The sequence below is a fragment of the Brachybacterium sp. SGAir0954 genome (assembly GCF_005490785.1).
In the GTDB taxonomy this organism is placed as follows: Bacteria; Actinomycetota; Actinomycetes; order Actinomycetales; family Dermabacteraceae; genus Brachybacterium; species Brachybacterium rhamnosum.
In genome coordinates, this window is sequence record NZ_CP027295.1 from 1,055,598 (window position 1) to 1,074,452 (window position 18,855).

An 18,855-nucleotide genomic window follows, 5' to 3' on the forward strand; every position below is an offset into this window, starting at 1 on the left:
CGCCCGGGAGTCGCGGGCCCGGGGCGCGCTCGCCGGCGGGTATAGCGTGCCCGGCGTGCTCACCCTCGAGATCGACGGCTCCCGCGTCCACGACATCCCCAGCTTCTACGACGAGATCAACCGCGTGTTCATGACCGGCATGGACTGGCAGCTGGGGCCGAGCCTCGACGCGCTCGAGGACATGCTGCGCGGCGGGTTCGGCGCCCTGCACGGCCACGACGAGGCGCGCGTCGTCTGGCACGACCACGCCTGCTCCGCCGCGGCGCTGGGCGTGCAGGCCACCCGTGACCAGCTGCTCGAGAAGCTCGCGCAGCCGGGGCGCTACGACACCGCGCTCATCGCGCGCCGGCTCGAGCGGCTCGACGCGGAGGGCGGCCCCACCTACATGGACACCGTGCTCGAGATCTTCGGCGACAGGCCCGCGCTGCACCTCGAGCTCGCCTGAGTCCGACCATCCGGCGTGCCCGAGCGCACGCCGCCCTCACCTCTGCGCGTCCTGCCTGGCCACTACAGTGGAGGGGTGTACGAAGGCATCGTCCAGGACCTCATCGACGAGCTCGGGAAGCTTCCCGGGATCGGCCCCAAGTCAGCGCAGCGGATCGCGTTCCATCTGCTCGACGCGGACGAGTCCGACGTGCGCCGTCTCGCCGAGGTCCTCGTGACCGTCAAGGAGACCGTGACGTTCTGCGAGACCTGCGGGAACGTCTCCGCGGAGACCACCTGCCGGATCTGCGCGGACCCGCGCCGCACCGACGAGGTCATCTGCGTGGTCGAGGAGTCCAAGGACATCGTCGCGATCGAGCGGATCCGCGAGTTCAAGGGCCGGTACCACGTGCTCGGCGGGGCGATCGACCCGATCGGCGGCGTGGGCCCCAATGACCTGCGCATCACCGAGCTCATGACCCGCCTCGGGACGGGGGAGACCCAGGAGGTCATCCTCGCCCTGGACCCGAACATCGAGGGCGAGGCGACCTCCGCGTACCTCTCGCGTCTGCTCTCCTCCCTCGAGATCTCCGTGACCCGCCTCGCCTCCGGCCTGCCCGTGGGCGGCGACCTCGACTACGCCGACGAGATGACCCTGGGCCGCGCCTTCCTGGGCCGTCGCAGCGTCTGAGCCCAGCAGCCGGACCCGCCACCAGGAGCCGACGTGACCAGCCCCTACGCCCGGACCCTGCCCCCGCTGAGGGACCTCCCCGCCCCGCCGCGCCTCCCGCTCGAGGACCCGGAGCTGGTCCCGCCCGCGCAGATCATGCTCGACTCCCGGCGTGAGCTGACCCTGCGCCTGCTGCGCGCCGCGTGGGTGCCCGCCCTGCTGCTCGTGGCGCTGTGGCTGGTGCTGTGGTGCCTGTTCGTGCTGGGCTCCGCCCCGACCATGTGGACCCTCTCGCTGCTGTTCGGCCTCGCGGAGCCGCTGCTGCTGAGCCAGACCGTCGCCGCGCTCGGCTTCTCTCGCGGCGCGCTCGGGCTCTCCGTGCTGCTGGTCCCGCTGCTCGCCCCGCTGCTGAGCCTCGCGACCCTGCCGCTCGCCGCCTGGCGGGTCGCCGCGCTCGACCCGGCCGCCCAGCTCTCCGAGCAGGACTTCCAGCGCGCCGTCGCCTCCCGGATCAGCTCGACGCTGCTCGCCCCCGTGCTCGTCGTCATCGCCCTCACCGCGGTGCTCGGCGCCGTGGACGGTCCGATCCCGTGGAACGGCCTGGGTGCCGGCCCGCTGATGGCCGTCTGCCTGGCCCTCCTCGCCGTGCAGGCGACCGGTGCGGGGCTGCGGCGCTGGCTGAGCGCCCCGCGTCTGCTGGGCGTGAACCCCGTCGGCGAGCTGCGGCGCACCGCGCTCATCGGCCAGGACCCCGATGCCCGCCGGGAGGCGGCGGCGCAGCTGCTCGCCACGGACCGTCGCCACCTCCCGCCCACCCCGGGCTCGGAGGCCGACGGCGCCGGGCTCACCCGGGCCGGGATGCTGCGCGCCCTCGTCGCGATCGGTGGGGCGTCCCGGCGCTGGTTCTGGCCGGCGCTGCTGGCCGGCGGCTGGCTCACCTTCTCCGTCGCCGATCTGGTCCTCACCTTCTCCGGCCTCGCCGCGACCGAGCTCACCGCGGTGCCCTCGCCGCTCGGCCCCGTGCAGGCCGCCGTGATGCTGCCCGTCTCGCTGCTCACGGCGCTCGCGCTCGCCCCTGTGCCGGGCCTCGCGGCGCGGCTCGTCGAGGGCCGGCGCGGCGCGGTGAGCGACCTGCGCACCTACGAGGACTGGTCGCACCGCGCGCGCGTGAACCCCTGGGAGTCCGGGCTCGTCGCGGTCGGCGGCTGGCTCGGCGCGGGCGTCGTGGCCGCGGGCATCGCCGTCGCGACGACGATCCTCGCGGTGACGGGGCTTCACAGCGCCCTGACGTGGTCCGGCGCCGTCGTGCTGCTCCTGCTCGCGGTGCCGATGGCGGGGCTGACGGTCGCCGCGGCCCTGCGCCGTGACGCCCGTACCGTGCTCTACGGCCCCGCGGGCCGGTACACGCGGCGCGCCACGCCGTTCCGGCTCGTCGCCCCCTCCCGCGGCACGCGGGCCCAGCGTGCCGCGGATCCCGCGGTGCGGGCGGAGATGCGCCGACGGATCGCGGCGGAGGGCGGGGACCCCTTCGGTCTGCGCGACCTCGACGCCGAGGCCGGGGACCGGCTCTGGGTGGACGACTCCCAGCCCGGCGCCCGGGCCGCGGAGGTGCGGCCGGGGGACGTCGAGCAGGGGCTGCTCCCGGACTTCGGTGGCGAGGGCTCGCCGTTCTCCGCGCCCGGCGAGGACGCCTACGAGATCCCCGAGACCGTCACCCGCCTCCCGAGGCCCTGAGCGGCCGTCGGCCCCGGCCCCGATCGCGGTGATCGGGGCCGGGGCCGGTGTTGGGGGCGGAGGTCGGAGCGCGGCCGCGGTCAGGCGATGCGCTCGCCGCGCCCCAGGTGGCGCACCGGCACGGCGACGCGCCGGATCGCGAGGGTCACCGCGGCGACGCCCACGATCGCCCACAGCCCCAGGCCCATCGGCCACAGCGGGGCGCCGTCGGAGCCGTCGTCGAGATGCGCCGGGTAGCCCCGGTCGTCGATCCAGCACTCGTTGAAGTTCGACGGGGCGAGGGGGTGCGCGGCCGTGCGCATCCCGAACTTCAGCGTGCTGAGCAGGTCGAGGCCCTCGTCCTCCCCGGTCCTCCAGCGGTCCGCGGTGACCGTCGGCGCGGTCTCCGCGAGCAGCACGACCGGGTTGCCCCACATGAGCGGCATCGTGAGGTCCAGGCGCGAGATCTGCCGGGTCTCCCTGCGGGCCTCGCACGTCATCGGGCTGTCGGCCTCCACGTCCTCGTCCGCCGGATACGCCGTGGAGTAGACCGTGACCTCCTTCTGATCGGTGATGACGAGGCCGGAGACGCCCCAGGCGACGGGCAGCACGACCGTCACACCGATCACCAGCACATAGGCGAGGACCACCGAGCTCAGCGTGCGCCGCGTGAGCGCGGAGAGCCCCAGGCCCAGCGCGGTCACGCAGGCGGTGAGCACGACGATCACCGCGAGCAGGCGCAGCATGTACAGCGGGTCCACGTGCCCCAGCACCGCGATCGGCACGAGCGAGGGCAGGGCGAGCACGAGGAACGCGAGGCCCGTGGACCAGCCGGCGAGGAGCTTGCCGAGCACGATCTCCGCCGGGGAGAGCAGGCTCGCCTGGAGCGTCGCGAGGGTCCCCGCGCTGCGGTCGCCGTTGATCGCCCCCGCGGAGAGCGCGGGCACCACGAGCAGCATCGCGAACATGACGAAGACGATCTGGGCGCTGAAGATCATCGAGGAGACCTGCTCGACGCCGTCGTACTGGGCGGTGAGCAGCACCGGGGCGAGGCCCAGGGCGCCGATGCCCAGAAGCACGATCATCCACACGGCGAGGGCGACCACCCAGGCGCGGGAGCGGAGGCGCTGCTTGAGCTCGAGGGAGGCGACGAGCCACAGCCCGCGGCCGCGCAGTCGCAGGGTGCCGTTCTTGCGGGTGGCGTTCATCAGAGGGCTCCTTCCCGGCGCGCGGCGTCCGAGGCGAGGTAGGCGGCCTCGAGGCGGCCGGTGGCAGGGGCGAAGGAGGCCACGCGGGCGTCCTGGGCGACGAGGTCCGTGAGCAGGCGGGCGGCGCGGGACTCGTCCGGCAGGTGCACGAGGACCTCCGCGTGACCGCTCGTGCTCGCGCTCGCGGGCACCACGTCGCCGTGGCGCACGCCGAGCGTGCCGAGCGCGGCGCGCAGGGCTCCCTCGTCCAGCGACGTGATCCGCCAGGGGCGGGGCCGCTGCGCGAGCTCGCGCACGCTCGAGGCGTCGACGACGCGGCCGGCGTCCATGAACACCACGTGATCGGCCATCTCCTCGAGCTCGCCGAGGATGTGGCTGGAGACCAGCACGGTCGCGCCCTCCGCGGCGACCTGCCGCACCACGCTCAGCAGGCGGCGGCGGGAGGCGGGATCGAGACCGGAGGCGGGCTCGTCGAGGATCAGCACGCGCGGGGAGTGCACGAGCGCACGGGCGAGGCCCAGGCGCTGCTTCTGCCCGCGGGAGAGGACGTGCGCGGGCTGCTGCGCGAGCGGCACGAGGTCGAGCAGCTCGAGCAGGTGCGCTACCCGCTCCCGCAGCTGCGCGGTCGGCAGGAAGTAGGCGCGGCCCATCGTCTCGAGCACCTCGGCGACCCGCAGCGAGTCCCAGGCACCGAACTGGTCCGGCATCCAGCCGACGGCCGCCCGCACGGCGGGGGAGTCGACCGCCGGGTCCACGCCGTCCACGAGCACGCGGCCCGAGTCCGGGGCGAGCAGCGAGGCGAGCATGAGCATGAGCGTGGACTTGCCGCAGCCGTTGGGGCCCACGAGCGCGGTCACCGCGCCGCGCGGCGCGGTGAGGTCGAGGCCGTGCACCGCCTGCACGCTGCCGAACGCGCGGCTCACGCCCTCGGCGACGATCCCGGGGCCCTCGGGCCGCCGCGGGGCGGGCCCCGGCGTCGTCCCACCCCCGAGCGGCGGGAGTCCGGCGGGTGTCGACGGATCCGGTGGCTGCGGCTGCCCCGGCGCCGCGGGGTCCAGGCTGCTGTTCTCGCTCATGGCACCATCTTCCCCGGTCGCGGGGTCCTGGCCAGTGCTTCTGCGCGCACGTTCCGGACGTATCCCGTGTGCGCCCTGTGAAGATCCCGAACGGGCGGGCGGATCCGGTGGAGGGATCAGGCCATCGCCGCGTTGCCCTCCTCCTGGGCCTGCGGCACGCCCTCGGCCGCGGTGGTGCGGCCGATGAAGATCTCCTGGAAGATCGGCATCGCGGCCTCGAGGCCCGCGTTGGCCTTGGCGCCGGTGTCCGCCTCGGCGGCGTCCTTCGCCGCCTCGACGAAGGGGCTGACGTCCACGCCCTGGCCGTCCCAGTAGTCCACGAACTCGCCCTGCGCGTCCTGGTGGGCGGGGAAGGCGACGCCCTGCGCGCCGATCGGCTTCTGGCCCTCCGCGGAGCCCAGCCAGGTGAGCAGCTTCGCGATGCCCTCCTGCTTCGCGTCGTCGGCCTTCGCGTTGCCGACGGCGACCACGCCGTGCACGAGCGACTTCGGGCCCTCGGGGCCGGCGACCGGGGCGGAGAGGATCCAGGAGAAGGAGTCGCCGACGCCCTCGAAGACCGTCTTCAGGCTGTACGGGCCTGACTGGAACAGGGCGAGCTTGCCCTGCGTGAACAGGTCCCGGGAGACGTCGCCGTTCGCGTTGGTGTCCGCGGCGCTGGGGGCGATCTGCGCGTCGTTGACCAGGCCCTGCATGTAGTCGAAGGCGGCGATGCCCTGCTCCGAGGCGAAGACGTACTCGTCGTCCTTCTGCCACTGGGCGCCGTTCGCGGCGAGCATCGGGCCGATGATCGCCTGCCGGTCCGCCTGCGAGTTCACGCCGAACTGGGTGCGGGAGTCCGCGTCGAAGCCGTCGTCGCCGGGGTGCTTGCCGGCCTTGTCGAGGGTGAGGGCGCGGCCGGCCTCGCGCAGCGGGTCGGAGTCCGCGGCCGGGTCGAAGCTCAGCGTCGTGGGATCGACGCCGGCCTTCTCGAGCAGGTCGGAGTTGCTGAACAGGGCGATCGAGTCCCACAGCTGCGGCACGCCCCACAGGCCGCCGTCGCGCGTGTAGAGGTCCACCACCGCCTTCTCCCACCTGTCACGGCCCTCGGTGACGACGTCGGTGATGTCGAGCAGGTCGCCGGAGTCCTTGTAGAGCACGTAGTTGGCGGAGTTCATCCAGTAGACGTCCGCCGCGTCGCCGCTCGCGACGTCCAGCGGCAGGCGGGTCCAGTAGTCGGCCCACGGCACGAGATCGATCGAGACCGTCCAGCCGGACTCCTTCTCGAAGGCGGCGAAGGACTCGGTGTAGGCGTCCACCGCGGTCTCGTCCCAGAGGCGGAAGGTGAGGGTCTTCCCGTCGCCGCCGCCGTCGGACCCGGATCCGGAACCGCCGCCGGAGGAGGACGGCGAGCAGGCCGCGAGGGCACCGACGGTGCCGGTCACGGCGAGGGAGGTGAGGAGGCTGCGACGCTTCACGGGGGATTCCTTCGTCCGACGGAGGCGGCCACGGGGACCGCGGGGAGGCTCCTGTCCATTATGGTCGCCTCGCCCCCGGCCGGGGCGGGTGTGAACGGGCGAGGCGCCCGGGAGGGTTCAGCGCAGCCCGGTGCCGCCCACGGAGCGGGTGATCTGCTTCTGGAAGACGATCATCAGCAGCATGAGCGGGAGCATCGCGAGGGTCGTCCCGGCCATGACGAGCGTCCAGTTGCTCGAGTACTGCGACTGCAGCGCCGAGGTCGCGACGGTGATCGTGCGCCACTCGGGGCCGGAGGTGATGACCATCGGCCACATGAAGCTGTTCCAGTGGGTGACGACCGTGATCAGCACGAGCGTGACGATGATCGGCCGGTTCAGCGGCACCACGAGGTTCCACAGCAGGCGCAGGGTGCCGGCGCCGTCGATGCGCATGGCGTCCATGAGCTCGCTCGGCATCTGCCGGAAGTTCTCGCGCAGCAGGAAGATCGCGTAGGGCGAGCCGAGCACGAAGGGCAGCACGAGCGCCCAGAAGGTGTTGCGCAGCCCCGCCTCGCTGAGCATCAGGTACAGCGGCACCACGACGACCACCTGCGGCACCATGAGCGTCGCCACGAACACCCAGAACAGCAGGTCGCGGCCGGGGAAGCGGAGGTGCGCGAAGGCGTAGGCGGCGAGCACCGAGAACACGATCTGCCCCACGAGGATCACGGCGACCATCTGCACGGTCACCGCCACCGGGGTGACGAAGCCGTCCACCGAGGAGAGCAGCGTCGAGAAGCTCTCGAGCGTGGGCGGGGCGGGCAGGTGCAGGGGACCCTGCTGGGCGAGCTGGCGCGGCGAGGTGAGCGAGGTGAGCACGGAGACCGTGAACGGGGCGAGCGTGAGCAGGGCCGCGGCGAGCAGCACCAGATAGGTGGCGCCGTGGCCGAGCGCGCGGCGGGCGAGGTTCTTCTTCACGGGGCTTCCGCTCAGCTCATGTCGTAGGTGATGCGGGAGGAGAACCAGCGCTGCTGGACCACCGTGATCACCACGAGGAGGAGGAACAGGATGACGGCGACGGCGCTCGCGCGGCCCAGGTGGGAGTTCTGGAACGCCTCGTGGTAGACGAGGGAGGCGATGACCTCGGTGCGGTGCCGGGGGCCGCCGCCGGTGAGCGCGTAGACCATGTCGAACACCTGGAAGCTCGCGACGACCTGGGTGATCGCGAGGAAGAAGGTGGTGGGGCGCAGCAGCGGGATCGTCATGTGCCGGAGCGTCTGGAACGGACCGGCGCCGTCGAGCCGCGCGGCCTCGTAGATCGAGTCGGGGATCCGGCCCAGGCCCGCCTGGAAGAACAGGCTGATGTAGCCGACGTTCTGCCAGATCGCGACGAAGGCGACCGCGGGCAGCGCGAGCGTCGGGTCGGTGAGCCATTCGACGCGGATGCCGAGCAGCGTGTTCAGCGCGCCCGTGGAGGGCTGGAAGATCCAGGTCCAGACGACGCCGAGCGCGAGCGGCGCGCACACCCACGGGATCACGACGATCACCCGCACCACGGCGGAGCCGGGCAGCGCGCGCACGAGCTGGGTCGCGAGGATCAGCCCCAGCGCGAGGGACAGCGGTACCGAGAGAAGCGTGAACACGGCCGTGACCAGCAGGGAGTTCAGGAGCGCGCCGTCGGCCAGCAGGGAGCGGTAGTTCTCGAGCCCCACGAAGTCGCGGGTGCCCAGCAGGTCCCAGTCGAAGAAGGAGACGCCGAGCGCGAGCAGCACGGGCAGGATCAGGAAACAGGCCACGCCGATCGTCGCGGGCGCCACGAGCATCCAGCCCAGCAGGGAGCGGCGCGGTCTCATCGGGCCCTCGCGGGGGCGCTCACGGTCCGGGTTCTCACCGCCACAACGTATCCCAGCAGGGCCGACGGGCGCCGGTCCCCCCCGGCGGGGCCGGGGAGACCGAGCGGAGTCATCCTGTCAGGGCGCGACGCGGGCGACGCGCACGACCATCTCGTCGACGTTGGGCATGTGCCCCTGCACCGAGGCCTCGGCCTCCGCGGCGAGGCGGTCCGCCGCCTCGAGCGTCGTCGCGGAGGTGCGGACGACCGCGTCCCCGTGCAGGCGGTGCCCGACCCAGCGCAGTCGCACGCGCTCCACCGACGTCACGCCGGGGGCATGGGCGAGGGCGTGCTCGGCGCGGTCCACGATCTCGGGCTCGATGCCGTCCATGAGGCGGAGGCCGACGGAGCGCACCGTACCGATGAGCAGCACGGCGATCATCGCGGAGATCAGCAGGCCGATGATCGGGTCCGCGAGCGGGAATCCGAGCAGCACACCCACGCTGCCCGCGACCACGGCGAGCGAGGTGAAGCCGTCGGTGCGGGCGTGCACCCCGTCGGCGACCAGCGCGGCGGAGCCGATCCTGCGGCCCACACGGATCCGGTACTCCGCGACCGCCTCGTTGCCGAGGAACCCGACGATGCCGGCAGCGATCACGAGGCCGACGTTCTCCATCGGCCTCGGTGTGATCATGCGGTCGATGGCCTCGTAGGCCGCGATGACCGCGGACAGCGCGATCATGAGGACGATGAAGAGGCCGGCGAGGTCCTCGGCGCGGTTGTACCCGTAGGTGAACTTCCGGGTGGCGACCCGGCGGGACAGGACGAACGCGATCCACAGCGGGACGGCGGTGAGGGCGTCGGAGAGGTTGTGGATCGTGTCGGCGAGGAGCGCGACCGAGCCGGAGAACGCGACGATGACCGCCTGCACGACGGTCGTGGCGAGCATGAGCACGAGGCTGATCTTGAGCGCTCGGATGCCCTCGGAATGGGCTTCCATCGCGTCGTCGATCGAGTCGGCGGCGTCGTGGGAGTGTGGGACGAAGATCCCGTACAGCACGCCCTTGAGCCCGGTCGGGTGGGAGTGGCCGTGCTCGCCGTGGTCGTGCCCGTGCCCGTGCCCGTGCTCGTGCTCGTGGGGCTGCGCGATCACGCCTCCTCCTCGTGGTGGTGCGCGGGCGTGCGGCCGCCGGCGACGGAGTGCTCGGCCTGGAAGATCGCGTCGGAGACGAGCTGGGAGGCGTGCTCGTTCTCGAGCCGGTAGAACACCCGCTGTCCCTGCTGCCGGGTCGCGACGATCCGGGCCATGCGCAGCTTCGCCAGGTGCTGGGAGACCGCGGCGGGGGACTTCTCCAACAGTTCCGCCAGATGGTTGACGGAGAGCTCGTCCTGCTCGCGCAGGGCGAGGATGATCCGCACGCGGGTGGCGTCCGCGAGCAGCCCGAAGACCTCCACGGCGAGCTCGACGTACGGGCTCTGCGGATCCAGTCCGCACATCTTCTTGTCTGCGTTCATGCGCAGATGATTGCACAAAGCGTCGCGAGCGTCGAGAGTCGAGCGTCGCGCATGGGGCGACGACGCCGTCCAGCAGCACCGCAGGTCCATTACGCTCGGGCGCATGAGTGCTGTGCCCGCCATCGAGGTCCCCGACGCCGAGCCCGACGGGGCCCGCGATCCCCACGCGAGCATCTACGACCACGGCTTCGTGCGCGTGGCCGCGGTGACCCTCCCGGTCGCCCTCGCGGATCCGGCGACCAACGCCGAGCGCCACCTCGAGGTGCTGCGCGACCTGCACGAGCAGCAGGTGGGCGTCGCCGTGTTCCCCGAGCTCTCGCTCACCGGCTACTCGCTCGACGACCTCGTGCTGCAGGAGCCGCTGCTGGACGCCGCGGAGCGGGCCGTGCTCACGCTGCTCGAGGCGAGCCGTGAGCTGTTCCCGATCATCGTGGTCGGGGTGCCGCTGCGCGCCCGGGACCGCTCGCGGATCTTCAACTGCGCCGTGACGATCCACCGCGGCGAGGTCCTCGGCATCTCCCCGAAGCAGAACCTCCCCACCTACCGCGAGTTCTACGAGCGCCGCTGGTTCGCGCCGGGGGACGACGCCGAGGGGGAGACCGTCCGCCTGGGCGGCACCGAGCACGCGCTCACCCCGCACGGCATCATCACCGTCGAGGACGTCCCGGGTCTGCGCCTGTACGTCGAGATCTGTGAGGACATGTGGGTGCCTGTGCCGCCCTCGGCCCAGGCCGCGCTCGCCGGCGCGACCCTGCTCGTGAACCTCTCGGGCTCGCCGATCACGATCGGCCGCGCCGAGGACCGCAAGCTGCTCGCCCGCTCCGCCTCCGCCCGCTGCCAGGCGGCGTACGTCTACGCAGCCGCGGGCGAGGGGGAGTCGACGACCGACCTCGCCTGGGACGGCCAGACCTTCGTCTACGAGTGCGGTGACCTGCTGGGGGAGTCCGAGCGCTTCCCGCAGGGCGTGCGGCACACGATCGTGGACGTCGACCTCGACCGGATCGTCGCGGAGCGTCGGCGCCAGAACACCTTCGACGACAACCGCCGCACGCATGCCGGGGTGATCGAGACGTTCACGACCTGGCCCGAGGTGCGTCTCTTCGGCCCGTTCGAGGGTGACCTCGAGGAGGCCGACGCCGACGACGATGCCGAGGTCGAGGGCGGCCATGGACAGGGCTGGTTCGCGTACGCCCCGCTCACCGGGGGCGTCTTCCCCGAGGGGGCCTGGGAGCCGGGCCCGCGGCCCGCGACCGGCCCGCTGCGCCGCCACCAGGACCGCTTCCCCTTCGTGCCCGACGACCCGGCCCGCCTCGCCCAGGACTGCTACGAGGCGTACAACATCCAGGTCGCGGGGCTCGTGCGCCGGCTCAGCGCGATCGGCGGGGACAAGCCCGGCGGCGCACGGCCCGTCATCGGCGTCTCCGGCGGCCTCGACTCCACGCATGCGCTGATCGTGTGCGCGCAGGCCATGGACCGCCTGGGCCGGGACCGCTCCGAGATCCTCGCCTACACGATGCCGGGCTTCGCGACGACGGAGCACACCCGCTCGAACGCGGAGCTGCTCTCCACGGCGATCGGCGCGACCTTCGAGACGATCGACATCCGCCCCGCCTCCACGCAGATGCTGAAGGACATGGGCCACCCCTTCGGCGCGGGCGAGGAGGTCTACGACGTGACCTTCGAGAACGTCCAGGCCGGCATGCGCTACGACTACCTGTTCCGCCTCGCCAATCATCACGGCGGCATCGTCGTGGGCACCGGTGACCTCTCCGAGCTCGCGCTCGGCTGGTGCACCTACGGGGTGGGCGACCACATGTCCCACTACGGCGTGAACGCCGGCGTCCCGAAGACCCTCATCCAGCACCTCATCCGCTGGGTGATCGCGGAAGGGCTGTTCGACTCCTCGACGGCCGACGTGCTCCAGGCGGTGCTCGACACCGAGATCTCCCCGGAGCTCATCCCCACCAAGGCGGGGGAGAAGGCGCAGTCCACGGAGGACTCCATCGGCCCCTACGCGCTGCACGACTTCACGCTCTACCACGTGCTGCGCCGCGGCTACGGCCCCGGCAAGATCGCCTACCTCGCCCATCAGGCCTGGGGCGACCAGGAGGCAGGGGAGTGGCCCGCGGGCTACAAGGCGGAGGACCATCGCGCCTACTCCCGCGAGGAGATCAAGCACTGGCTCACGGTGTTCACGAGGCGCTTCTTCTCCAACCAGTTCAAGCGCTCCGCCCTGCCCAACGCGCCGAAGGTCCTCGCGGGCGGATCGCTCTCGCCGCGCGGGGACTGGCGGATGCCCTCGGACGCCGCCTCGAAGGCGTGGCTCGCGGAGATCGAGCGGGACGTCCCGGGCGCCTGATCCGGACGTGCGCGGGGCCGACGGCGGCCCGTCGGCCCCGCGCGCACAGCACCTCCACAGGCCTCGCATGATGTCTGCACCACGCGTCCTCGCAGAATCGGGATCGCCGGGCGATGATGAGAAGGGCGCGACCCGACGTGCCCGGCAGGCGCCCGCGCCCGTCGCCCGTCCCGTCGAACGAAGGCCACGCCCCCATGGATCTGATCCACATGCTGATGGACCCCGCCCAGCTGCTCGCGCAGTTCGGGACCGCCTTCTGGTGGGTCGCGCACCTCATCGTCTTCATCGAGTGCGGGCTGTTCTTCCCGATCCTTCCGGGCGACTCGCTGCTCTTCGCGATCGGCATGTTCTCCCACGGCGGGGAGCTCACGACGCCGCTGGGCATCTCGCTGATCACCCTGATCGTCGCCGCCTTCGCCGGCAACGTGGTGGGCTACGAGATCGGCCGCGGGGTGGGCCATTCGCTCTACGAGCGCGACGGCCGCTTCCTCAAGCGCAAGTACTTCGACCAGACCATCGAGTTCTTCGAGCGCTACGGCCGCCGCGCCCTCGTGCTGGGCCGCTTCGTGCCGATCGTGCGCACCTTCATCACGGTCGTCGCGGGCGTGGGCCAGATGCCGCGCCGCGTGTTCTACACGTGGTCCGCGGTGGGCGCCGTGCTGTGGGTCGTGCTGATCACGATGCTCGGCTACGGCCTGGGCGGCGTGGCGCTGATCCGCGACCACCTCGAGGCGGCCGTGCTGCTGCTCGTCGCGGTCTCCGTGCTGCCGATGGCGCTCGAGGCGCTGCGCCGCAGGATGCGCGCCTCCCGCATGCCCGAGGAGCTCGAGGCGGAGCGCGAGGACGCCGCGCTCTGAGCGCGCATCACGCGCACCGGCGGGGCTGAGCCCCGCACGTCCGCTCGACCACCACGCCCGTCCGGCCCTGCGCCGGGCGGGCGTTCTGCGCCGTGTCGCGACTCCCGCCCGGGAGAGGTTTAAGGTACGTTAAACCGCATGGCCGACGAGACCCGCACCCCCGCGCCCGCCGCCCCCGTCGAGAGGGCCGCGCGCCCGGTCGAGCCTGCCCCCGCGACCGCCGCCGTCGGTCCCGCCGACGGTGCGGCCGCCGCGCCGCGACGGGGTCATGTCCTGCGCCTGCTGGGCCCCGCCTTCGTCGCCGCGATCGCCTACGTGGACCCCGGCAACATCGCCGCCAACATCACCGCGGGCGCCCGCCACGGCTACCTCCTGCTGTGGGTGCTCGTCGCCGCGAACCTCATGGCGATGCTCGTGCAGTACCTCTCCGCGAAGCTCGGCGCCGTCACCGGCCGCACCCTCCCGCAGCTGCTCGGTGCCTCCCTGGGCCGCCGCGCCCGCCTGCTCTACTTCGCGCAGGCCGCCGCCATGGCCATCGCGACCGACGTCGCCGAGGTCGTGGGCGGTGCGATCGCCCTGCACATCCTCTTCGACCTGCCGCTGCTGCTGGGCGGCGTCATCGTCGGCCTCGTCTCCCTGTCCCTGCTCGCCGTGCAGTCCCGGCGCGGGCAGCGCCCCTTCGAGGCGGTCGTCATCGGCCTGCTCGCCGTGATCACCGTCGGCTTCCTCGCGGGCCTCGTCGTCGACCCGCCGGAGCCCGCTGCCGTCGCCTCCGGCCTCGTGCCCCGCTTCGACGGCCCCGGCACCGTGCTCCTCGCCGCCTCCATGCTCGGCGCGACCGTCATGCCCCACGCGATCTACCTGCACTCGGGCCTCGTGCGCGACCGCCACGGCGGCGGCGGGTCCCCGCAGCGGGTGGGGCTGCTGCTGCGCGGCGCCCGGCTCGACGTGGTCCTCTCGCTGTGCGTCGCGGGGCTCGTGAACATCGCGATGCTCGTCCTCGCCGCGGAGGCCCTCCCCGGCATCCCCGGGACGGACACGATCGAGGGCGCCCATGCCGCGATAGCCGCCGCGCAGGGCCCCGTGATCGGCGTGCTGTTCGGCATCGGCCTGCTCGCCTCCGGCCTCGCCTCCTCCTCGGTGGGCGCGTACGCCGGGGCGGAGATCATCCGCGGCCTGCTGAAGGTGCGCGTGCCGCTCATGCTGGGCCGCGCCCTCACCCTGATCCCCGCGCTGCTCGTCCTCGCCGCGGGCGCCGAGCCCACCGGCGCGCTCGTCATGAGCCAGGTCGTGCTGAGCCTCTGCCTGCCCTTCGCGCTGATCCCGCTGGTGGTGCTCACCTCGCGCCGCTCCCTGCTGGGCGAGCGGGCGAACCCGCTGCCGCTCGCGATCATCGCCTGGGTGGTCGTCGCGCTGATCGTCGCCCTGAACGTCGCGCTCGTGGTGCTCGGCGCGGGCGGGGCCTGAGCCCGTGCCGTCCCCGCTCGCCGGCGCCCCGGCTACGATGCCGGGGTGCATCCGGACCAGCTGAGCCCCGTGGCCCAGGACTACCTCAAGGTGATCTGGACCCGCACCGAGTGGGGCGCGGACCCGATGACCACCGGCGATCTCGCCGAGCACTTCGGCACGAGCGCCGCCAACGTCACCGAGACCCTCAAGCGCCTCGACGCGCAGGGCCTCGTCGAGCGCGTCCCCTACAAGCCGGTCGCCCTCACCGAGGTGGGGCTGCGCTGCGCGGTCGCCATGGTGCGCCGGCACCGCCTGCTGGAGACCTATCTCGTCGAGAAGCTCGGCTACGGCTGGCACGAGGTGCACGACGAAGCCGAGCGCCTCGAGCACGCCGTGAGCGACGATTTCGTGACCCGCATCGACGAGGCGCTGGGCCATCCGACGGCGGATCCCCACGGCGACCCGATCCCGGATGCCGGGCACCGCTCCTCCCATCCCGAGGACGCCCTGACCCTCGCCGCCGTGCAGGCCGCGGGCGCGTACCGGGTGCTGCGGGTGAGCGACGCGGATCCGGCCGTGCTCCAGCGGGCGCGGGAGCTGGGCGTCGTCCCCGGTGCTGAGCTCGAGATCGGGCCCGGCGGCGGCCCGGACGGCACGCGCGCGGTGCGGGCGCCGGGCGGTGCGCCGCTCGAGGTGGGCGCCGAGCTCGCGGGGGCGACCCTCGTCGTCCCCGTGGTCGGCTGAGCCGTCCGTCACCACCCCCGTCCGGGATCGGCGTCGCGACGGACGTCACGGCGCGCAGGGCGCATCGTCCATACAATGTGGACCGGCCCCTGTCCAGTCCCGAACGGACGGTCGAGGGGGCGTCGCGCGCCGTGCGACGCTATCCGCCGCACCGACCGAGCGGCGCGCCCCCGGGGCGCCGCCCGAACCCGAGGAGTCCGTCAGATGAGCCTGGTCGTCCAGAAGTACGGGGGATCGTCCGTGGCCGATGCCGCGTCGATCAAGCGCGTCGCCGAGCGCATCTCCCTGTACGCGAAGGCCGGGCACCAGGTGGTCGTCGTCGTCTCCGCGATGGGCGACACGACGGACGAGCTCATCGACCTCGCCGAGCAGATCACCGACGCCCCGCCGCCCCGCGAGCTCGACATGCTGCTCACCGCCGGCGAGCGGATCTCCATGGCCGTGCTGTCGATGGCGCTGAACGCCGTCGGCGTCGAGGCGCGCGCCTACACCGGCTCCCAGGCCGGCCTCATCACGGACGGCGAGCACGGCCGCGCCCACATCCTCAAGGTGACGCCGGGCCGCGTGCGCACCGCGCTGGAGGAGGGCGCCGTCGCGATCGTCGCCGGCTTCCAGGGCGTCTCCGCGAGCACCAAGGACATCACCACCCTGGGCCGCGGCGGCTCGGACACGACCGCCGTCGCCCTCGCCGCCGCCCTCGAGGCGGACGTCTGCGAGATCTACTCCGACGTGGACGGCGTGTTCACCGCAGACCCCCGGATCGTCCCCTCCGCCCGCCGCGTCCCGCTCATCACCTGCGAGGAGATGCTGGACATGGCCGCGAACGGCGCGAAGATCCTCATGGTGCGCAGCGTCGAGTACGCGCGCCGCTACGGGGTACCGCTGCACGTGCGCAGCTCCTACTCGGGCCGCCTGGGCACGATCGTCACCGACGATCCCACCCGCGTGGTCCCCGTCGACCCGACCGTCACCATCCCCGCCGCCGACGTCGCCCGTCGCGACGCGGCCGATCCCACGAAGGAGCTCCCCGTGGACGAGCACGCTGACCCCGGCCTCGAGGCCCCGATCATCTCCGGCGTCGCCCATGACCGCAGCGAGGGCAAGATCACCGTCGTCGAGGTGCCGGACGTCCCCGGCCGCGCCGCGCTCCTGTTCGACGTCGTCGCCGACTCCGGCGCGAACATCGACATGATCGTGCAGAACACCTCGACGACCGATGACACGGTCGCGATCTCGCTGACCCTCCCGGAGTCCGACGCCCCCGCCGCCCTCGCCGCGATCGAGAAGGCGCACGAGGCGATCGGCTACAAGGAGGTGCGCTACAACGACCAGATCGGCAAGGTGTCCCTGATCGGCGCGGGCATGAAGTCCCACCCGGGCGTCTCCGCGCTGCTGTTCCGCTCGCTCGGCGAGGCGGGCATCAACATCGACATGATCTCGACCTCGGAGATCCGCATCTCCGTCGTCACCGCACAGAGCGACCTCGAGGCCGCCGTCCGCGCGATCCACACGGCCTTCGGCCTGGACGCCGAGCAGACCGAGGCCGTCGTCTACGGAGGAACGGGACGATGAGCACCGGCACCACCAGCACCGTCGACTTCAGCGGCACCCCCGGCTACGTCGAGGGCGGCCCCGTGATCGCCGTCGTCGGCGCGACCGGCCAGGTGGGCCGCGTGATGCTCGCGCTGCTCGCCGAGCGCGCCGTCGCCCATTCCGCGGTGCGCGCCTTCGCGAGCGCCCGCTCCGCCGGCAGCACCGTGCGCTACGCGGGCCTCGAGATCGTCGTCGAGGACGCAGAGACCGCGGACCTCACCTCCGAGGGCCGCGGGATCGACGTCGCCGTATTCTCCGCCGGCGGCTCCACCTCGAAGGCCCTCGCCCCGCGCTTCGCGGCGGCGGGCGCCGTGGTCGTCGACAACTCCTCGGCCTGGCGCCGCGACCCGGAGGTGCCGCTCGTGGTCTCCGAGGTGAACCCGGAGGCCGCCGCCGAGCGTCCCAAGGGCATCATCGCGAACCCGAACTGCACCACGATGGCCGCGATGCCCACGCTGCGCGCGCTGCACGCCGAGGCGGGCCTGACCCGCCTCAAGGTCGCCACCTACCAGGCGGTCTCCGGCTCCGGCGTCGCCGGCGTGAAGGAGCTCGCGGAGCAGGTGCGCGCGGGCGCCGACTCGATGGAGGAGCTCGCCCTCGACGGCAGCGCCGTGGACCTCGGCGAGCCGGGCGTCTACGCCGCGCCGATCGCCTTCAACGTGCTCGCCCACGCCGGGAACTTCGTGGACGACGGCTCCGGCGAGACCGACGAGGAGCAGAAGCTGCGCCACGAGTCCCGCAAGATCCTGGGCCTGCCGGACCTCGCCGTCGCCGGCACCTGCGTGCGCGTGCCCGTCATGTCCGGGCACTCCCTCGCGATCCACGCCGAGTTCGATCGGCCGATCACGCCGGAGCGCGCCCGTGAGCTGCTCGAGCAGGCGGACGGCGTGACCGTCGTGGACGTCCCCACCCCGCTCGACGCGGCCGGCAAGGACGGCACCTTCGTGGGCCGGATCCGCCAGGACCAGTCCGTGCCCGACGGCAAGGGCCTCGTGCTCTTCGCCGTCGCGGACAACCTGCGCAAGGGCGCGGCGCTGAACGCCGTGCAGATCGCGGAGCTGCTCGTGGCAGGCGCGGAGGCGTGAAGATGCTGAGCCCCGAGGGCGGCGTGTCCGGGCAGGGTCCGGCGCCGCTCGCGCTGAGCCTCTCCGACCGCGCCGGCGAGGAGTCCCCCGACGCCCGCTCGACCGCGGCCGCCGTGGCCCCGGGCCCCCTGTGGGACGCGGTCCGCTCGCTCGACTCGCTCGACGCCGCCGTGCAGGAGGCCCCGCGCACCGAGGCCGACGACGCCGCCGTCGACTCCGACGCCGCGGGTGACGAGCACGGCCCCGCCGTGAAGACCGTCGCGTCGCTCGATCCTGCGGCGGAAGAGCCCGAGGCGAAGGCCACGGCCGAGACCGCCCAGGGCGCCGCCCGCCGCGAGCAGATCCTCGACGGCGCCTCAGTGCTCTTCGCGGAGCGCGGTTACCACGGCTCGAGCCTGCGGGAGATCTCCCGCAGTGCGGCCATCTCCCACCCGGGGATGCTGCACCACTTCTCCTCGAAGTCCGCCCTCCTGGACGCCGTGATCGACCGGCTCGAGGCGCATGCCCAGGGCCTGCTCGACTCGGTGGAGGCACTGTCCACCTCACCGGCCCAGCTGCTCGCCGCGCTCGCGGGACCGTGGCACCCGGGTCGCCCGCCGATCACGCTCATCGCGACGTTGAGCGCGGAGATCGTGGACCCCGAGCACCCAGGTCGCTACCGCATGTCGCGGCTGCGCCTCGTGCACGAGCACATCCTCAAGCAGGTCCTCGCCGCCTACGCGGAGCGCGGCCTGCTGACGCCCGGCACAGATCCGGTGTTCCTGTCCCGCGCCGTGTTCTCGCTGCTCCTGAGCCTCGCTGTGCGGGAGAGGTCCGTGCGGGCGCTGCAGTCCTCATCCGGCGGCGAACCGGTGGAGGATGTCCGCACCTTTGTGCAACACTTCCTGAACGGCTGACCA

At 72.9% G+C, this 18,855-nt stretch carries 17 protein-coding genes; 10 read left to right on the forward strand and 7 right to left on the reverse strand.

The window, feature by feature from the left end; translation table 11 throughout:
- Window positions 1-55 precede the first annotated feature (55 nt).
- The 3 genes from C1N80_RS04640 (at window position 56) to C1N80_RS04650 (ending at window position 2,827) form a co-directional block, all read left to right on the forward strand.
- The gene (locus tag C1N80_RS04640; protein ID WP_137769710.1) at window positions 56-445 is read left to right on the forward strand and encodes a barstar family protein; all 390 of its coding nucleotides are present in this window, start codon (window positions 56-58) and stop codon (window positions 443-445) included.
- A 75-nt stretch (window positions 446-520) separates the two neighbouring features.
- Window positions 521-1,114, forward strand: a complete 594-nt coding sequence (recR, locus tag C1N80_RS04645; RefSeq protein ID WP_137769711.1) for a recombination mediator RecR — start codon at window positions 521-523, stop codon at window positions 1,112-1,114.
- A gap of 33 nt (window positions 1,115-1,147) precedes the next feature.
- On the forward strand, window positions 1,148-2,827 hold the full coding sequence (locus C1N80_RS04650; RefSeq protein WP_137769712.1) for a hypothetical protein: 1,680 nt from the start codon (window positions 1,148-1,150) through the stop codon (window positions 2,825-2,827).
- Window positions 2,828-2,907: 80 nt separating this feature from the next.
- On the opposite strand, the gene C1N80_RS04655 is transcribed toward C1N80_RS04650, so the two are convergent.
- The 7 genes from C1N80_RS04655 to C1N80_RS04685 form a co-directional block, all read right to left on the reverse strand.
- Window positions 2,908-4,014, reverse strand: coding sequence for an ABC transporter permease (locus C1N80_RS04655; RefSeq protein WP_137769713.1), 1,107 nt, complete (start codon window positions 4,012-4,014; stop codon window positions 2,908-2,910).
- The gene (locus tag C1N80_RS04660) at window positions 4,014-5,090 is read right to left on the reverse strand and encodes an ABC transporter ATP-binding protein (protein ID WP_137769714.1); all 1,077 of its coding nucleotides are present in this window, start codon (window positions 5,088-5,090) and stop codon (window positions 4,014-4,016) included. Before C1N80_RS04660 ends, C1N80_RS04655 begins: the two co-directional genes overlap by 1 nt.
- A gap of 116 nt (window positions 5,091-5,206) precedes the next feature.
- Window positions 5,207-6,544: an extracellular solute-binding protein gene (locus C1N80_RS04665; protein WP_137769715.1), complete on the reverse strand. Its 1,338-nt coding sequence runs from the start codon at window positions 6,542-6,544 to the stop codon at window positions 5,207-5,209.
- 117 nt (window positions 6,545-6,661) lie between these two features.
- The gene (locus C1N80_RS04670) at window positions 6,662-7,501 is read right to left on the reverse strand and encodes a carbohydrate ABC transporter permease (RefSeq protein WP_168198018.1); all 840 of its coding nucleotides are present in this window, start codon (window positions 7,499-7,501) and stop codon (window positions 6,662-6,664) included.
- Window positions 7,502-7,512: 11 nt separating this feature from the next.
- Window positions 7,513-8,376 (reverse strand): carbohydrate ABC transporter permease, encoded by an 864-nt coding sequence (locus C1N80_RS04675; RefSeq protein ID WP_137769716.1) that lies wholly within the window; start codon window positions 8,374-8,376, stop codon window positions 7,513-7,515.
- A 117-nt stretch (window positions 8,377-8,493) separates the two neighbouring features.
- Complete coding sequence (locus tag C1N80_RS04680) at window positions 8,494-9,504, reverse strand: cation diffusion facilitator family transporter (RefSeq protein WP_370297276.1); 1,011 nt, start codon at window positions 9,502-9,504, stop codon at window positions 8,494-8,496.
- Window positions 9,504-9,869: a metalloregulator ArsR/SmtB family transcription factor gene (locus tag C1N80_RS04685; RefSeq protein WP_168198019.1), complete on the reverse strand. Its 366-nt coding sequence runs from the start codon at window positions 9,867-9,869 to the stop codon at window positions 9,504-9,506. Before C1N80_RS04685 ends, C1N80_RS04680 begins: the two co-directional genes overlap by 1 nt.
- Window positions 9,870-9,972: 103 nt before the next feature.
- On the opposite strand from C1N80_RS04685, the gene C1N80_RS04690 reads away from it, so the two are divergent.
- The 7 genes from C1N80_RS04690 to C1N80_RS04720 all read left to right on the forward strand — a co-directional run bounded on the left by C1N80_RS04690 (window position 9,973) and on the right by C1N80_RS04720 (window position 18,852).
- Window positions 9,973-12,228, forward strand: coding sequence for an NAD(+) synthase (locus C1N80_RS04690; RefSeq protein WP_137769718.1), 2,256 nt, complete (start codon window positions 9,973-9,975; stop codon window positions 12,226-12,228).
- A 194-nt stretch (window positions 12,229-12,422) separates the two neighbouring features.
- Window positions 12,423-13,085: a DedA family protein gene (locus C1N80_RS04695; RefSeq protein ID WP_137769719.1), complete on the forward strand. Its 663-nt coding sequence runs from the start codon at window positions 12,423-12,425 to the stop codon at window positions 13,083-13,085.
- Between the two features lie 138 nt (window positions 13,086-13,223).
- Window positions 13,224-14,552, forward strand: a complete 1,329-nt coding sequence (locus tag C1N80_RS04700) for an Nramp family divalent metal transporter (protein WP_137769720.1) — start codon at window positions 13,224-13,226, stop codon at window positions 14,550-14,552.
- Between the two features lie 45 nt (window positions 14,553-14,597).
- Entirely contained in the window at window positions 14,598-15,278 is a 681-nt protein-coding gene (locus C1N80_RS15935; protein ID WP_137769721.1) for a metal-dependent transcriptional regulator, read from the forward strand.
- A gap of 204 nt (window positions 15,279-15,482) precedes the next feature.
- Window positions 15,483-16,850, forward strand: coding sequence for an aspartate kinase (locus tag C1N80_RS04710; RefSeq protein WP_137769722.1), 1,368 nt, complete (start codon window positions 15,483-15,485; stop codon window positions 16,848-16,850).
- Window positions 16,847-17,956: an aspartate-semialdehyde dehydrogenase gene (locus tag C1N80_RS04715; RefSeq protein ID WP_137769723.1), complete on the forward strand. Its 1,110-nt coding sequence runs from the start codon at window positions 16,847-16,849 to the stop codon at window positions 17,954-17,956. The genes C1N80_RS04710 and C1N80_RS04715 overlap by 4 nt, the downstream gene beginning before the upstream one ends.
- Window positions 17,957-17,958: 2 nt before the next feature.
- Complete coding sequence (locus C1N80_RS04720; protein ID WP_137771650.1) at window positions 17,959-18,852, forward strand: TetR/AcrR family transcriptional regulator; 894 nt, start codon at window positions 17,959-17,961, stop codon at window positions 18,850-18,852.
- Window positions 18,853-18,855 lie beyond the last annotated feature (3 nt).

What these genes read in the sequence shown, in the direction of transcription:
- C1N80_RS04720 (WP_137771650.1), top strand. Translation starts at nt 17,959, where the DNA reads ATGCTGAGCCCCGAGGGCGGCGTGTCCGGGCAGGGTCCGGCGCCGCTC.
- C1N80_RS04715 (WP_137769723.1), top strand. Translation starts at nt 16,847, where the DNA reads ATGAGCACCGGCACCACCAGCACCGTCGACTTCAGCGGCACCCCCGGC.
- C1N80_RS04690 (WP_137769718.1), top strand. Translation starts at nt 9,973, where the DNA reads ATGAGTGCTGTGCCCGCCATCGAGGTCCCCGACGCCGAGCCCGACGGG.
- C1N80_RS04685 (WP_168198019.1), bottom strand. Translation starts at nt 9,869, where the DNA reads ATGAACGCAGACAAGAAGATGTGCGGACTGGATCCGCAGAGCCCGTAC.
- C1N80_RS04700 (WP_137769720.1), top strand. Translation starts at nt 13,224, where the DNA reads ATGGCCGACGAGACCCGCACCCCCGCGCCCGCCGCCCCCGTCGAGAGG.
- C1N80_RS04660 (WP_137769714.1), bottom strand. Translation starts at nt 5,090, where the DNA reads ATGAGCGAGAACAGCAGCCTGGACCCCGCGGCGCCGGGGCAGCCGCAG.
- C1N80_RS04695 (WP_137769719.1), top strand. Translation starts at nt 12,423, where the DNA reads ATGGATCTGATCCACATGCTGATGGACCCCGCCCAGCTGCTCGCGCAG.
- C1N80_RS04710 (WP_137769722.1), top strand. Translation starts at nt 15,483, where the DNA reads ATGAGCCTGGTCGTCCAGAAGTACGGGGGATCGTCCGTGGCCGATGCC.
- C1N80_RS04655 (WP_137769713.1), bottom strand. Translation starts at nt 4,014, where the DNA reads ATGAACGCCACCCGCAAGAACGGCACCCTGCGACTGCGCGGCCGCGGG.
- C1N80_RS04675 (WP_137769716.1), bottom strand. Translation starts at nt 8,376, where the DNA reads ATGAGACCGCGCCGCTCCCTGCTGGGCTGGATGCTCGTGGCGCCCGCG.